The sequence below is a fragment of the Haloarcula sp. CBA1122 genome, assembly GCF_009741785.1.
GTDB lineage: Archaea > Halobacteriota > Halobacteria > Halobacteriales > Haloarculaceae > Haloarcula > Haloarcula hispanica.
On sequence record NZ_WPCB01000014.1, the window covers coordinates 24,343 to 38,623 of the forward strand.

At 65.1% G+C, this 14,281-nt stretch carries 13 protein-coding genes; 7 read left to right on the forward strand and 6 right to left on the reverse strand.

Features of this window, described 5'->3' with window-relative positions; genetic code table 11:
- Positions 1 to 304 precede the first annotated feature (304 nt).
- Positions 305 to 1,123 (forward strand): cell division ATPase MinD, encoded by an 819-nt coding sequence (locus tag GJ630_RS07615; protein WP_008311088.1) that lies wholly within the window; start codon positions 305 to 307, stop codon positions 1,121 to 1,123.
- A gap of 67 nt (positions 1,124 to 1,190) precedes the next feature.
- Here GJ630_RS07615 and GJ630_RS07620 read toward each other — a convergent pair whose 3' ends face one another.
- Positions 1,191 to 1,877, reverse strand: a complete 687-nt coding sequence (locus GJ630_RS07620) for a helix-turn-helix domain-containing protein (RefSeq protein WP_050037494.1) — start codon at positions 1,875 to 1,877, stop codon at positions 1,191 to 1,193.
- A gap of 143 nt (positions 1,878 to 2,020) precedes the next feature.
- Here GJ630_RS07620 and GJ630_RS07625 point away from each other — a divergent pair, with 143 nt between their 5' ends.
- Positions 2,021 to 2,812: an alpha/beta fold hydrolase gene (locus GJ630_RS07625; protein ID WP_191449652.1), complete on the forward strand. Its 792-nt coding sequence runs from the start codon at positions 2,021 to 2,023 to the stop codon at positions 2,810 to 2,812.
- A gap of 65 nt (positions 2,813 to 2,877) precedes the next feature.
- Here GJ630_RS07625 and argS read toward each other — a convergent pair whose 3' ends face one another.
- On the reverse strand, positions 2,878 to 4,617 hold the full coding sequence (argS, locus tag GJ630_RS07630) for an arginine--tRNA ligase (protein ID WP_191449653.1): 1,740 nt from the start codon (positions 4,615 to 4,617) through the stop codon (positions 2,878 to 2,880).
- 72 nt (positions 4,618 to 4,689) lie between these two features.
- Positions 4,690 to 6,456, reverse strand: coding sequence for a site-2 protease family protein (locus GJ630_RS07635; protein ID WP_064287371.1), 1,767 nt, complete (start codon positions 6,454 to 6,456; stop codon positions 4,690 to 4,692).
- Between the two features lie 96 nt (positions 6,457 to 6,552).
- On the opposite strand from GJ630_RS07635, the gene GJ630_RS07640 reads away from it, so the two are divergent.
- Positions 6,553 to 7,449: a universal stress protein gene (locus GJ630_RS07640; RefSeq protein WP_050037497.1), complete on the forward strand. Its 897-nt coding sequence runs from the start codon at positions 6,553 to 6,555 to the stop codon at positions 7,447 to 7,449.
- 62 nt (positions 7,450 to 7,511) lie between these two features.
- Positions 7,512 to 7,688, forward strand: a complete 177-nt coding sequence (locus tag GJ630_RS19480) for a hypothetical protein (RefSeq protein WP_008311078.1) — start codon at positions 7,512 to 7,514, stop codon at positions 7,686 to 7,688.
- 53 nt (positions 7,689 to 7,741) lie between these two features.
- Here GJ630_RS19480 and lysS read toward each other — a convergent pair whose 3' ends face one another.
- The gene (gene lysS / locus GJ630_RS07645; protein WP_191449654.1) at positions 7,742 to 9,379 is read right to left on the reverse strand and encodes a lysine--tRNA ligase; all 1,638 of its coding nucleotides are present in this window, start codon (positions 9,377 to 9,379) and stop codon (positions 7,742 to 7,744) included.
- Positions 9,380 to 10,066 carry a UMP kinase gene (gene pyrH, locus GJ630_RS07650; RefSeq protein ID WP_191449655.1) on the reverse strand — a complete coding sequence of 229 codons (687 nt, stop codon included), beginning with the start codon at positions 10,064 to 10,066 and terminating at the stop codon, positions 9,380 to 9,382.
- A gap of 419 nt (positions 10,067 to 10,485) precedes the next feature.
- Between pyrH and GJ630_RS07655 the strand changes: the two genes are divergently transcribed.
- Together GJ630_RS07655 and GJ630_RS07665 are read left to right on the forward strand one after the other, a co-directional pair.
- Positions 10,486 to 10,734, forward strand: a complete 249-nt coding sequence (locus GJ630_RS07655) for a hypothetical protein (RefSeq protein ID WP_004518404.1) — start codon at positions 10,486 to 10,488, stop codon at positions 10,732 to 10,734.
- Positions 10,735 to 10,912: 178 nt separating this feature from the next.
- On the forward strand, positions 10,913 to 12,160 hold the full coding sequence (locus tag GJ630_RS07665; RefSeq protein WP_191449656.1) for a site-2 protease family protein: 1,248 nt from the start codon (positions 10,913 to 10,915) through the stop codon (positions 12,158 to 12,160).
- A 30-nt stretch (positions 12,161 to 12,190) separates the two neighbouring features.
- Here the strand turns inward: GJ630_RS07665 and thiL are convergent, their stop codons facing one another.
- Positions 12,191 to 13,057 carry a thiamine-phosphate kinase gene (gene thiL / locus GJ630_RS07670; RefSeq protein WP_064287373.1) on the reverse strand — a complete coding sequence of 289 codons (867 nt, stop codon included), beginning with the start codon at positions 13,055 to 13,057 and terminating at the stop codon, positions 12,191 to 12,193.
- 95 nt (positions 13,058 to 13,152) lie between these two features.
- Between thiL and GJ630_RS07675 the strand changes: the two genes are divergently transcribed.
- Positions 13,153 to 14,184 carry a lysylphosphatidylglycerol synthase transmembrane domain-containing protein gene (locus GJ630_RS07675; protein ID WP_064287374.1) on the forward strand — a complete coding sequence of 344 codons (1,032 nt, stop codon included), beginning with the start codon at positions 13,153 to 13,155 and terminating at the stop codon, positions 14,182 to 14,184.
- Positions 14,185 to 14,281 lie beyond the last annotated feature (97 nt).

Genomic DNA, 14,281 nt, shown 5'->3' on the forward strand with positions numbered 1-14,281 from the left:
GCGGCCCTCGTACCGGAGCGGGGACCGAAGAGAGCCGCGGAGGAAGCCAGTGCGATTCTCGCTTCGCTCGAATCGCAGGACGGGCGAGCGGGGAGGCGACCCGTGAGCAGCGAGGGGCGCGAACGGAGTGAGCGGCCCTCGTGCCCGAGCGGCAAAGCCGTGAGGCCGATACGACAGACGTGACAACCGAGCTATTTGACTAGCGGTGAAACCACCTACTCTGAACGTCGCCTGGCCCGTCCCGATCCAACAAATGACAGTCGCATTTATATGACTGCCTGCATTGTACCCAAGCAATCAGATTATGGCGGGGTACGTGTGTACGATTGCGGGCGGCAAGGGCGGCGTCGGAAAGACGACGACCGCGGTAAATCTCGGGGCTGTGCTTCAGGAGATGGGCTACGATGTCGCCGTCGTCGACGCGGATCTGGGGATGGCGAACCTCGGCTCGATGCTCTCTGTAGAGCCCGAAAAGAGCCTCCACGAGATTCTGGCCGGTGAGGCTGCCGTGAGTGAGGCTTTGACTGATGCGCCGGGTGGACTCACGGTGATTCCGGGTGAACAGTCGCTGGAGGCGTTCGCGGACGCTGATCCCGCAAAGCTCAGGAAAGTCATCAAGACGCTCCGAAATGCCTACGACGTGGTGTTGATCGATACCGGGGCTGGACTGAGCCACGAAGTCGCCGTGCCGCTTGGGCTGGCCGACGGAATCGTCCTCGTCACGACCCCCGACGACGTTGCGGTGGGCGATACGGTCAAAACGGCCCAGCTAGCGAACCGAATCGACGGGACCGTTCTCGGTTCGATCATCAACCGCGCGACCCGACACACTGACGTCGCGGCCATCGCCGAGCAGATGGAGTTCCCGCTGCTTGCGGTCATTCCGGACGACCCGCAGGCGACGACAGAGGAACCGCTCGTGCTCAACGCCCCCGAGAGCACGGCTGCCGACGCCTATCAGCGGCTGACCGAGGCGCTGGAGGGTGTGTTCTTCCGCGGCGAGAGCCCCGAAACGGATATCGAGACGATACTCGACGACGAGTGGTTCCTCGACGACACTGAGGATCACTCCGATGTCGACGACGACGAGGACTCCGGCGGTGTGTTCGGCCTCTTCAACTGACGGCTCTGTACCCGCCAGCCGGTCCGGTCTCAGCCCGCCGCTCCGACCGCATCTCGCTGTCTCTGACTCATTCCGGAAGCGGCGGCCACAGCGTCGCGACCGTTTCCTGAATGAGTTGAGTCTGTGCCCGGCGCAGTCGCTCCGAGAGCGACGACGCAGAGATGTCCAGTTCCTGGGCCACGGCGTCCAGCGACGTGCGCCGCGGAATCTCGAAATACCCCATCTCGTACGCCGTCCGTAGCGCTTCCAGTTGTCGGTCAGTGAGCCCGTTGCCGGGCGACTTCGGCTCCGCATCTCGGGTCAGCCGCTCAAGTCCGAAGTCCGCGTTTCGCTGCCAGAACGAGGCGAACTCGGTGAACGCCGCTCGGTCGGCGAACCATCCCAGTTGCTCCCACCCGTCTGCGGTCACGGTTATCCGTTCGATGATGGCGTCTGCCGTGGCGAGTGCTTCGAGTCCGTCCAAGTCGTCGATTTGGCCACCGAGTTGCTCCTCGAAGCTCAGTGCCGGCACTGCCTGATACCGACGGGTGTCGCCGGCCGTCCCGATCCGCGTCCACTCCTGAACGTCGTAGGCATCAGTGAACGCCCGCTCGATGGCCTGCTCGGAGCCACCCGTCACGGTCCCAATAAACAGCGGGCGACGACCGTGGTTGTACTGCAGTGAGAGGGTGATCGTCGCTTCGGGTACCGCAGCCGCGACCGACACGAGCGGCAATGAGTCGCAATCGATCTGAAATTCTGCGATAAGCCCCATACGGCATCGCTCGCTGCCAGTGCTGAAGCGCCTGTCGAAACAGAGCATCGGCGTGGCTGTCGGTCCTGCTCTTGACACCCCTACTTAAACGGCCCAATCACTGAGAGAACGGCTTAGCCCGACTGCGTTCGACCGTATGTTGTATGCAGCCGACACAATCCGCAGATGAGATCGGAGTCGAGTTCGAGCGCTACGGCGACGGCCAGCCACTCCTCCTCCTGCACGGCGGGATGGCCCCCACGGAGTACTGGGGACCGGTTATCCCAGAGTTCGAGGGCTACGGTGCTGTCGTCCCCCAGCGTCCGGGGTTCGGGACCTGTCTCGACTCCCCGGCGGAAACAAACGCCGACGAGGTGCTGGATCGTGAGGTCCGATATGTCCGGGCGCTTGCCGACGCTGTCGACGGCGACCCAATCCTGTTCGGCCACTCGTACGGCGCACTCACCGCTATCGAGGCCGCGGCGGGTACGTCGGTCGAGGCAGTTATCGCGTACGAACCGGCGGTACTTCCCGCCGAGTACCGGGCCGACGCTGACCTCGCTGACCGAATGGCATCGCTCGTACAGGATGGAAAGCGAGAGGAAGCGGTGAAACGCTACATCGAACAGGTCCTTCACCCAGACGGTATCGAGGACCTCGACGCCTGGCTTGCGGAGTGGCCTGTCTGGCCCGACTGCGTGGCCCTCGCTGAGGAGGTCGTTCGGATGAACCGGTCCGTCGAGCAGTACCGGCTCCCCGACCGTCTGGATGTCGACACACCGACTCTCGTTCTGTCTGGCACCGGCGGGCCGGACTTCCTCCGGCAGAGTGCCCGGGCCGTTCACGACGCACTCCCACACAGCCGATTCGTCGAGTTCGATGGGGTCAGCCACAGCGGCCCCGCCGAGGCACCTGCACTAATCGCGGCGGAAGTCGACGCGTTCCTGCAGAATTAGGCCGGCTCGACGGACTTTTCGCGGCAATCGCGCCTGTCACATCGGATTCCCGACGCAGACCGCTCCTACATCGAGGTCGGCGCTTCGACGCCCAGCGCGTCGAGGGCGTTCGCAATCGTGGTCCGGGTCCCGTCGACGAGGGCCAGCCGTGCGGCGCGGGTCTCGTCGTCGGCGTCGAGAACCGGACACTCCCGGTAGAAGGCGTTGAACGTTTCGGCGAGGTCGCGGGTGTAGGTGGCGACGGTGTGCGGCGTCAGGTCGTCCGCGGCCGCCTCGATGACGGCGGGGAACCGGGCCAGTTCGCGGAGCAGGTCCCGCTCTTCCGGTTCCGACAGCGGGTCGAGGTCGGGTTCGGCTGGGATGTCAGCCTCCACGTCGCCGAGGATGCCACAGCAGCGCGCGTGGACGTACTGGACGTACGGCGCGGACTGGGCCTCGAAGTCCAGCGCGCGGTCCCACTCGAAGGTGATGCCCTTCGTCGGCTGTTTCGAGACGATGTCGTAGCGCACCGCGCCGATGCCGACCTGACGAGCGATACGGTCGATATCGTCCGCGTCGAGGTCGCCGCGGGTCCGGTCGTCCAGTCGGGACTCAACCTCTTCGCGCGCGCGGTCAATAGCTTCATCGAGCAGGTCGTCGAGGTCGATGCCGGTCCCCTCCCGCGTGCTCATCCCGCCTTCGGGAAGGTTCACCCAGGAGTAAAACACCTGCCGGAGCTGGTCGGTGTCGTTGTCCAGCAGTTCCAGGGCCGCCGAGAGCTGGTCGGCCTGGAGCTTGTGGTCCTCACCCAGCACCGTGACGGCGCGGTCGTAGGTATCGAACTTCCACTCGTGGTGGGCCAGGTCGCGGGTGGTGTACAACGATGTGCCGTCGGAACGCAGGAACACGAGGTTCTTTTCGAAGTCGGGCAGGTCGAGCTGCCAGGCGTCCTCCTCGTAGACGGCGCAGTCGAGGTCCTTCAGGCGGTCGACCAGGTCGTCCGTGTCGCCGTTGCGCATGAACTTCGTCTCCTTGACGAACTCGTCAAACTCCGCAGGGAGGCGACCGAGCGTGTTCTGCATTCCGCCCAGCACAGTGTCGACGACCTCGGCGACGCGTTCGTACGTCTCTTCGTCGCCGTCTTCGAGGCCCTGCAAAATCGACTGGACCTCGGCCTCCGCTGCCTCGACTTCGTCGGGGTCGCCCTCTTCGAGGACAGTATTGCCCTTGCGGTAGTACCGAACCATCTCGTACTCCGGGGACTCTCGCTCGGGCTCGGGCAGGTCGGACTCGTCGAACGTCTCGTAGGCCCAGGTGAACACGGCAATTTGGCGGCCGGCGTCGTTGACGTAGTAGTGGCGGTCGACGTCGTAGCCAGCGTAATCGAGCACGCGGGCGACGGCGTCACCGATGATAGGGTTTCGTGCTCGCCCGACGTGGACCGGGCCAGTCGGATTCGCGGAGGTGTGCTCGACGACGACGCTGGTGTCGCGGTCGGGAAGCCGCCCGAACTCGCTCTCCGTGACTGACTGCAGGGTCTCGGCGAAGTACGCCTCGCTCGGGAGGAAATTGACGTACGGCCCTTGTGTCGTCACAGCACTGACGTAGGTGAGGTCGTCCGTGTCAATCGCCTCGGCGATGTCGCCGGCGACGTTCGGTGGCGCAGTACCGACCTCGCCGGCCAGCCGGAAGGCGACGCTCGACGCCAGCACGGCGTCGACGTCCTCCGGTGGCTCCTCGATACCGAGGTCCTCGGCCGGCAGGTCGAGGGCTGTGAGTGCGTCGGCGAGGGCGTCCTCGACCTCCGCACGGAACTGCAGGAACATACGCCGGGCTTTCGCGGCGGGGAGTAAATGGGTAACGAAACCCCAGCCACGTTAGACCGATTCCTGTCTGTCTCAGGTCAGGAGCCGCGGGCCGAACACCATCAACAGGAGGCCGCCGATCATCGACACCGTGATCGCGATGGAGACGGCCGTCGTCACCCGCCGCCCGTCCGAGACGGGGAGCCGCGAGACGAACGACTCGGTCGATGCCCGCAGGATGTGGCCGCCGTCGAGCGGGAACGTCGGGATGAGGTTGAACTGGCCGATGACGAGATTGATCCAGCCAGTCCAGAACAGGACGTTCGCGAGCAGGAACACCGGCGTCGTTCCGAGCGCCCCGAGCGGTCCCTGGACGGTGTAGAAGTTCGTCGCGATGCCGGTGAAGCCGGCGAAGTTGTAGCCGAAGCCGCCGGCGACGCCGATAAAGGGGAGCAAGAGCGTGCTGAAAATCCGCTGGGCGAACGAGAACTCGGAGACTGACGTGGGGGTGTCAGGCGATCCGCCGAGGAATTCCAGGAACGCGGCGGCGGGATAGGCGTCGATGCCGAAGTCACTGACCTGGATGCCGCTGATACCCTGCTGGATGCTGACGCCGATGATACCGTTGTCGACCTGCTCACTCTCGGCCATCGTCACCTCGTAGGTCTCGCGTGCACCGTCGACGTAGCCGGTGACCGACACCCGGTCACCGGGTTCGCCGCCCTCGAGGGCCTGCATTAGCGCTGCCCCGCTGTGTGTTCGCTCCCCGTTGACCTCGGTGATTATCATGCCTTCGCCGCTCGGTGCCCCTTCCCCGGCGAGCGGGCCGTCCTCGGCGACCAGGACGTATGCGCCGAGCGGGGTCGTGACCGTCTCCCCGGACTCGGTTTCGACTGTTGCAACGGGATTGTTTCGAGCCGCCTGTTCGAACTCACTGCTGGTAGCCACGGCAGTCCCGTTGACCGAGACAATCGTCTCACCGGTTCCAAGCGGCGCGCTCTGGAGGGCCGCCGAGACGACGACGGACCGCTCGACGGTGACTGTTTCGGAATCCTTACGGGCCACTTCGACAGTCTGTGCGTCGTTTTCGGCGAGCACCGATTCGAGTTCCTGCTGGCTCTCGACCGACTGGCCGTCGACGGCCGTAATAACGTCGCCTGACTCGATACCCGCATCAGCGGCGGGGGTTCCGTTGATCGGACTTCCGACCGGCACGCCGTCGACGACAGCGACAGCGCCGGCGACTGGCCCGAACAGCAACAGAAGCGTGATGATCGCGAGCGCGAAGTTGTTGGTCACGCCGGCCGTGTACATCCGGGCCTGCGCACCGCGGTCGGACCGCAGGAGTTCGTCTTCGTCGGGTTCGACGAACGCGCCGATGGGGATGATCGCCAGCAAGGCCAGCCCCATCGACTCGATGTCGATGTCCTCGACGCGACAGAAGAGCCCGTGGCCGCCCTCGTGGACGACGAGGCCGAGCAACAACCCGAGCACGATCTCGGGTGCGACCGACAGCGGGAGGAAGTCGTTGACGCCGGGAATCGCCAGCGCGTTCCGCGGCTCGTTCAGTGCGGAGGGCTGTGGGTTGACGAGCGCCTGGTAGGCCCCGAGCGCAACGAGGAGGAAGGAGCCGACCATCACCACGAGTCCGAACCCGACGCCGAGGTTCCCCCAGGCCCGCCAGAACCGCTTTGGCCGTGCAAGCCAGTCGAGGACAGCTTTGCCCTTCTGCGTGTGAATCGTCGTAATCGGGCCGCTAAAACGAATATACTCGGGGACAACGCCGCGGGTCCGCAACGCCATCGCGAGGAGGGTGTAAGCGACAAGGCCCGCAAGGACCCACGTCAGCGTACTCACCATTTACCCGAAACTAGGTTTAGCCAAGCAAGAGGGTTTGGTTTGGGACACACCGCCAGCAGCCAACGGTGAAGTGACCGCGCTGCAAACGACCACACAATGTACGACCACGTTCTCATTCCCGTCGACGGGAGCGACGAATCCACGGCAGCCGCACGGCGCGGCCTCGCACTGGCCAAGGACTTCGACGCGACTGCCGAGGCGGTTCACGTCGTCGACCAGCGAGCACGCAGGCTCACGCGAACGGATCGCGAGAGCGGACGCCTCCACGAACACGGCGAGTCCGTCCTCGCTGACATCGAGTCGCTCGCCGCCGATATCGGCCAGCCCGTCACGACGGAGCTTCTGGAGGGGAAACCGAGCGTGCAGATCGACGAGTACGCCCGCGAAACCGACGCAGGACTCATCGTCCTCGGTCGACAGGGACTGACCGGTCTCGGGAAGCGACTCCTCGGTGGCGTCACCGAACAGCTCCTGCATCGAACTGCGGTGCCCGTGCTCGTCGTTTCGGGGGAGAAACAGGCGGAAAGGCGCGAATTCGACTACTCACGAGTCCTCGTCACAACTGACGGGAGCGAGAACGCAAACACGGCGACGCGACACGGCGCGGCGGTAGCAGACCGGTACGACGCGACAGTACACGTCCTCAACGTCGTCGATATCCAGGCCGCCGGCGGAGCGTTCAACGCTGGCGGACTGAACGAGGCGTTCATCGAACGACTGGAAGCGGACGGGCATGACGCCGTCGCAGCAACCGCCGACGACCTCGAAACGGCGGCTTCGGACGTGTCGGTAGAAACCGCCGTGGAACGGTCGGACTCGCTCGATGGCGTCGCCGCTGGCATCTGCGAGTACGTCTCCGATCGGGACATCGACCTCGTCGTGATGGCGTCACACGGACGCTCGAACCTGAAGCGCCAGCTGCTCGGTAGCGTCACGTCGCAACTGCTCCGAACTGTCGATGTCCCCGTGCTAGTGACGCCCCGTTCGACCTGAGCGGATGGACGAACCACCCGTTCTATGTATCGTGGGAACGTATCGCAAGACGGTGCCGGACAATGCCAGAAACCTGCGGTATCTGTGGTGAGACGGTCCCCTTCGATGCTACCGTCCACGCGATGATTCACACGCACAGCGAGACGGGCGTCATCGACGCGTACGTCTGTCAGGACTGCTACGACGAGCGTCTCGGACCGATGTTCGAACGGGTCGACACGCAGGAACAGTCGCCCTGAAGTCGCCGTTTCAATAGCCTGTTACGGGTGGGTAGGACCCGCCTACCCCGGGACTACTCGTTCCGGCGGAACCGTTCCACAACGAACTCCTGGTCCAGTTTCGCGATGAACGTCCCGAGCTGCGGGCCTTCGGTGTCGTCGAACAGGAGCTGGTAGCCGGCTGAAAAGAACTCGCCGATATCGATGTCGTTTCGCTTCGCTGTCTCGTAGATCTCGGATTGAATCGCCTCGCCATCGTGGCCCTTGGCGATGAAATCGGCCAGCTCGTCCAGCGCGGCCGCCGTCTCGTCGTCGAATGACACGTCGGGCATCTCGGCGCGCTTGAGTTCGTAGTTGAATTCGTTGTTCGTCAGGCTGGCCCACTCCTGGGCGCGCTCGACGCGGGCGAGCGCTTGTTCGACGGCCCACTCCGGCGCATCGTCCGGGATGTGGCCCTCTTTCCGGGCGATCTGCTCCCGCTGTTCCGGGTCGTCGGTCATCCCGAGGACGGCGGCGAACGTGTAGGGGATTCGAACCCGCTGTTCACGCGGTTCGTCCACGACCATCGGATAGGCTCGCTCGGCGAGTTCCGCGTCGTCCTCGCTGGCCTCGGCCTCTCCGAAGTACCGTCGCTCGAACCGGTCGAACTCGTCGACGAGCTGGTCGACGTTCTCGACGGAGAAGTCCCGCTGCTTCCGCGGGTCCTTCACGAAGAAGTATTTGAACACCTCGGGTTCGAGGATATCCAGCACCTCGTCGACGGTGATGACGTTGCCCGAGGACGAGGAGAGCGGTTCGCCGTCGAGCGTAAACCACTCGTACACCATCGGGACCGGTGGCTGGATGTCAAGCACGTTCTCGGCGACGTCTTCGCCGGAGGGCCAGGAGCCCTCGGCGTGGTCCTTGCCGAAGGGCTCGAAGTCGACGCCCAGAATCTCCCACTGGGCGGGCCACTCGAACCGCCACGGGAGCTTCCCATCCCGGAGCGTCGCCGTTCCCTCGTGACCACAGCCCTCGATGGTCTGGTCGCCGGCTTCGACGTCCTCACAGACGTATTCGACTTCGCCGGCGTCGAGGTCGACATCGGTGACGCCCTCGGTGAGCTTGCCGCACTCCTCGCACTGGGGCAGGAACGGGACGTAGTCGTCGCCGACCTTGTTCTGGTATTCGGCGAGCACGTCGCGGGCCCGGTCGGCGCGTTCGAGCACGCGGCGGGTCACGGGTTCGAACTCGCCGTCGGCGTACAGCTCGGTGTTCGAGACGAACTCCACGTCCACCCCGACCAGCTCGGCGCTTTTTCGCAGGAGCGTTGTGAAGTGGGCGCCGTAGGAGTCACAGCAGCCGAAGGGGTCCGGGATGTCGGTGTACGGTTTCCCGAGGTTCCGCCCGAGCGCGCCGGCGTCGACCTCGCCGAGGCCGACGACGTTCCAGTCGAGGTCGGCCAGCTGGCGGGGCACCGCCCGAAGCCGGTCTTTGTCGTCTGCGGTGAACACCTGTCTGACTTCGTGGCCGCGGTTCCGCAGGGCCTCGGCGACGTAGTAGCCCCGCATGATCTCGTTGAAGTGGCCGATGTGAGGAACACCCGACGGGGAGACGCCGCCCTTGATGACGATTGGGTCGTCGGGGTCGCGCGCTTCGATAGCGTCGGCGACGGAGTCGGCCCAGAACGCCCGGCCGCCGCCGCGGCCGACCTCGTAGGGGTCTTCCGCCATCTATGCCTCCGGGAGAATCTCGGACCCGTCGAACTCACCATCTTCGACCGCGCGCACGACGTGTTCGGGGTCGGTACCGTCGAGCACTATCGTCCGGATGCCGGACCGCTGGATGATTTTCGCGGCCAGCAGGTCGACGGGTGCGCTGCTGCCAGCGTTCATCTCGATGTCGGCGATCACGTCGACGAGTTCGCTCGCGCCGAGTTCGTCGAACCGCGTCGCGTCGTCGTCTTCGTTCGGGTCGGCGTCGTAGACGCCCGGGACAGACGTCGCGTACACGAGCAGGTCCGCGCCCACGTACTCCGCGAAGGCGGCCGCCACGGCGTCGGTGGTCTGTGCGGCGACGATGCCCCCGAGGACAGGGATGTCCCCGCGACGGATGGCTTCCCGGCCCTCGTCGTAGCTCTCGGCGGGTGTCGGCGCGGCGCGGTCGTCCAGGGCGGCGATCAGTAGCCGGCCGTTCAGCCGCGTGACGGCGATACCGAGCTGGTCGAGCTCGATTTCGTTTGCGCCGAGGTCGCGGGCGGTGCCGATGTAATCGCGTGCGGTCGGTCCGCCGCCGACGACGGTCCCGAGCGTGTGTCCCTGTGCATCGAGCGATTGGATGGCGCCGGCGTAGTCGGCGACCCGTTCCGCGTCGAGGTCCGGGGCCAGTACGCTTCCGCCAATGGAGACGACGACTTTCATTAGCCCGCCGTAACCGCGATGCACTCTTAAGGGTTGTCAAGGCCACTGACTGCTGTCTCTCTAGTCGGCCCTTTCTGGTACCCACTGCGATCGCTGTCGGTCGCGTCCCCGCGAGAATGTCCGTCTGACGCGTGCCCGACGTGCTGACGCGTGTCTGACGCTTCTGGAAAACTAACGGTGAAATGCGCCGCTTGTTGGCGCTACAGATGGTGATATCTCTCTTTCACAGACCGCTCAAAACACCACGAAACTTGCATCGATTTACGGTCTAAGAAGGCTTTGTGAAATGTCTAAAAGAATCTGAACCGGTTGTAAAAAATGCGTTTTAGCTCGATTTGTCCTGAAAGTGACCGAAGTGACCTGAAGGTTCCTTCCTTTATATACTCCCGGCGGGGTTACGAAGAAGTGAGGTGACAAAGATGAGCGCTACCGCAACGCCCTCCGGCGAGGAAGAGCCCTCCAAAGAAGAGCGACTGAAGTCGTTCCTCGCAGAGAAGGCAAGTGACGGCGAGATGTATTTCAAGAGCAAGTTCATCGCTGATGAAGTCGGTCTCTCCCCGAAAGAGATCGGTGCCCTGATGGTCAAGCTCAAGGACAGCGCGTCCGAGATCAACGTCGAGAAGTGGTCGTACACGAGCGCGACCACCTGGCGTATCGAGCCAGCGTAGACGACCGGTCCCCGCGTACAGTTCTCGGACGATAGTACCTGCTATAGTAACAATTGAAACGATTTATACACTGATCGCACTGCCATCGTGCGATCAGGTGTGCATTGATTTTCAACGGCTACTATAGCTGTGTGATCGTTCGCGGAGTATTTGTGCCCGCATCGTTTACGAGCAGTTGATGAGTGGCTCCGCGGACCCGCCGTCGCCTGACCGACTGGCCGGCGTGTTCTCCGTCTCGTCAATGCGGCGGACGGATGGATCTGTCCAGTATCTCGGCGACCCGATAGTGCCACCAGCCGCCGCTGTCGAGCAACTCAGACCGCTGTTTCGACAGCGGGGCTACGACGTTCGGCTCGAAGAACTCGGCCCGGAATCCGGCGATACAGCAGCCACTACGAGCAACGGTGGTACTACTGTCGTCGGCAGTCCGGCGGTCGATGACTCGATGACCGCCACCGGTGGTGCGTTGAACGCGCGCCCGAACCAGTACGCACTGATCGCGGAGCCCGCCGACACGGACACTGGCGGTATCCCGTGGCTCAACATCGGGCTCCTGTTCGCGACTATCGCGTCGACCCTCTACGTCGGCGCGAGCGCCTGGTACTACATCCCGGTCGCGGAGGACCCGCTTCGGATTTTCGAGGCCTGGCCGTTCGTGGTCGCGATGCTCGGCGTGCTCGGTATCCACGAACTGGGCCACTACGCCGCGGCCCGATACCACGGTGTCGACGTGACGCTCCCGTATTTCATCCCGTTTCCGTCGTTTCTCGGAACGATGGGGGCGGTCATCAACATTCGCGGACGCATCCCCGACCGGACGGCGCTGTTCGATATCGGTGTCGCTGGCCCGCTCGCTGGGCTCGTCGCGACGACCATCGTCACGGTCATCGGCCTCTCGATAGACCCGATTACGGTGCCGGAACGCGTGGCAAGCAGCGACACCGGCGTCATCATTACGTTCAACTATCCGCTCCTGTTCCAGGCGCTGGAAGCCCTGGTGAACACGCTGGGACTCGGGACCGAGGTCGGCCCCGGCGAATCGGTCCACCCGATCGTGTTCGCCGGCTGGGCCGGGATGTTCTTTACGTTCCTGAACCTGCTCCCGGTTGGGCAACTCGACGGCGGCCACATCGTTCGGTCAATCGTCGGGCAGCGCCAGGAGACGGTCGCCGCCGCCGTTCCCGGAGCGCTGTTCGCACTCGCCGGCTACCTGTATTTCACCCGCGACCCGCCGCCGGTCGGTTTCGGCGTCTGGGGCCTGTGGGTGTTCTGGGGCCTGTTCGCCACCGGACTCGCGTATGCTGGTCCGGCCAGACCGACAGTAGATACGGAACTCGACCGACGGCGGGCGCTGCTCGGCCTGTTTACGTTCCTACTGGGGCTGGCCTGTTTCACGCCGGTTCCGTTCGAGATAAGTGCGATTTGACCGTTAGCTCGCGTCGCGGTCTGGCCGTTCTCAGTGTGAGTACCCGCGGTCCGGAAGCGTCTCCCCGTTGAGCGTGACGCCGTGTTCGGTGACCGTTCCGATCCGGTGGAGCGGGCACGGCACGGCCTGTCTTGCCTCGGGAACATCCGCCTCGGGCAGCGTACAGACCAGTTCGAAGTCCTCGCCGAAGAACACGCCCAGCTCTCTCCGCTCCTGCTCAGTCTCCGCGAGCGCGTCGACTTGCGCGTCTATCGGGAGCGGCTCTTCGACAGCAAAGCCACAGCCGTTGGCCTCGGCTAACTGGTGCAGCGAGCGGGCCAGCCCGTCGCTCGAATCCATCATCGCCGTCGCGTGCGCTCGGAGTGCGACGCCTGCACGCACGCGGGGTTCGAACTGAAACAGCTCGTTCGCCCGGCCAGTGTCGCCCCGGTCGAACAGTTCGAGGGCGGCGGCTGACCGGCCCAGCGTTCCGGTGACACAGACCGCGTCGCCGGGCGACGCGCCCGAGCGCCGGATCGGGTCCGCGGCCGCCCCGATGGCCGTCGTCGCGACGGTGAACTCGTCGTGGCTGTCCAGGTCACCGCCGACGTACTCCGCGCCGACCGCGTGACACACGTCCTGTGCGCCGTCGACGAACGCCGCGAGTTCGTCCGGTTCGAACGACGGCGCGCCGTACGCGGCCACCGCGGCTGTCGCGTCGGCCCCCATCGCGGCCACATCCGACAGCGAGGCGGCGACGGCCCGCCAGCCCGCCGTGTAGCGGGTCGTCCCCGTCGGGAAGTCCGTCCGCTCGTGGAGCATATCCGTCGTGATGACCTGGCCGTCCACGACGGCGCAGTCGTCGCCCGCGTCGGGAAGTCGGTCGGCGAGGTCGGCGAGTGCAGCCCGCTCGTCCATACCCGGTCGTCGGTGTCCCGGGGCAAAACCCTCGGGGTATCGGTCGGCGGGACAGGGTCGGTGGGTTGAAACCGGAGACTGCCAATCCCATCCACATGGATGGGAACCGGATGGCGACGGTCGTCGGGTTCGCGGCAGCACTGGCCGTCCTTGGGGGGCTGGTGTGGTTTGTCGGCATCGACGAGACGCTGGATGCGCTCACCACGGCGGACCCGTGGGCGCTTCTCGCTGTCGCGGGCATCGCCATGCTCTGGCTCGTCTCGTGGGGGCTGGCGCTGTGGACGGTCCTCCGAGCGCTTGACGCACCGGTTGCGCCACACACAGCCGTTCTCGTGTTCGTCGCCGCCGTGTTCTCGAACAACGTCACGCCCTTCGGCCAGGCCGGCGGCGAGCCCGTGAGCGCGCTGTTGATATCGACAGCCGCCGACACCGAGTACGAGACCGGGCTGGCGGCTATTGCTACCGTCGACACGGTCCACTTCCTGCCGTCGGTCGGGTATGCCATCGTCGGCTTCACGTTCGTCGCCGCTGGAGCGGTCCAGTTGACCCGAAACCTGGCGTTTGCCGCCGGTGCTGTCGCGGTGCTCGCGGTCGGCATCCCCATCGCCGCCGTCCTGGGCTGGCGACACCGGGACCGCATTCAGGCGGCGGTCGTTCGCGGTGTCGCACCCGCCCTCGCCGCGGTGTCGAAGGTCGTTCCCCGGTGGTCCCCGCCGTCCGCCAAAAACATCGAGACGCGAATCGAGGGGTTCTTTTCGGCCATCGAACGCATCGCGACGGACCGGCGGACAGTCCTCCAGACCTTCGGGCTCTCGGCCTTTGGCTGGGTCTGCCTGTCGGCGTCGCTGTGGACGTCGCTGTACGCCGTTGGGGCACCAGTCCCGGTCGAGGTCGTCCTGCTTGTCGTCCCTGTCGGGAGCATCGCCAGCGTCGTCCCGCTTCCCGGCGGGTCGGGCGCTATCGAGACGGTACTCGTGACGCTGCTGGTCTCGACGGCCCCGATTTCGGCCGCCCTCGCCACCTCTGCGGTGCTGATCCACCGCGTCGGGAGCTACCTGCTGCCGACGGTTATCGGCGGCGGCGTCGCTGCCGCGCTCAGTGTCGACCGGGCCGCGTCCGAGGAGTGACACTCACGGTTCCCGACGGGAGAGAGCATCACTGCCCTATGGGCGAGTGAACGGTTCACGCCCGCCGACTGCGAACGACGCGTTTAAATGACGGCGA

Coding starts and splice junctions, on each gene's coding strand:
- GJ630_RS07615 (WP_008311088.1), top strand. CDS start 305: ATGGCGGGGTACGTGTGTACGATTGCGGGCGGCAAGGGCGGCGTCGGA.
- GJ630_RS07620 (WP_050037494.1), bottom strand. CDS start 1,877: ATGGGGCTTATCGCAGAATTTCAGATCGATTGCGACTCATTGCCGCTC.
- GJ630_RS07625 (WP_191449652.1), top strand. CDS start 2,021: ATGCAGCCGACACAATCCGCAGATGAGATCGGAGTCGAGTTCGAGCGC.
- argS (WP_191449653.1), bottom strand. CDS start 4,617: ATGTTCCTGCAGTTCCGTGCGGAGGTCGAGGACGCCCTCGCCGACGCA.
- GJ630_RS07635 (WP_064287371.1), bottom strand. CDS start 6,456: ATGGTGAGTACGCTGACGTGGGTCCTTGCGGGCCTTGTCGCTTACACC.
- GJ630_RS07640 (WP_050037497.1), top strand. CDS start 6,553: ATGTACGACCACGTTCTCATTCCCGTCGACGGGAGCGACGAATCCACG.
- GJ630_RS19480 (WP_008311078.1), top strand. CDS start 7,512: ATGCCAGAAACCTGCGGTATCTGTGGTGAGACGGTCCCCTTCGATGCT.
- lysS (WP_191449654.1), bottom strand. CDS start 9,379: ATGGCGGAAGACCCCTACGAGGTCGGCCGCGGCGGCGGCCGGGCGTTC.
- pyrH (WP_191449655.1), bottom strand. CDS start 10,066: ATGAAAGTCGTCGTCTCCATTGGCGGAAGCGTACTGGCCCCGGACCTC.
- GJ630_RS07655 (WP_004518404.1), top strand. CDS start 10,486: ATGAGCGCTACCGCAACGCCCTCCGGCGAGGAAGAGCCCTCCAAAGAA.
- GJ630_RS07665 (WP_191449656.1), top strand. CDS start 10,913: ATGAGTGGCTCCGCGGACCCGCCGTCGCCTGACCGACTGGCCGGCGTG.
- thiL (WP_064287373.1), bottom strand. CDS start 13,057: ATGGACGAGCGGGCTGCACTCGCCGACCTCGCCGACCGACTTCCCGAC.
- GJ630_RS07675 (WP_064287374.1), top strand. CDS start 13,153: ATGGATGGGAACCGGATGGCGACGGTCGTCGGGTTCGCGGCAGCACTG.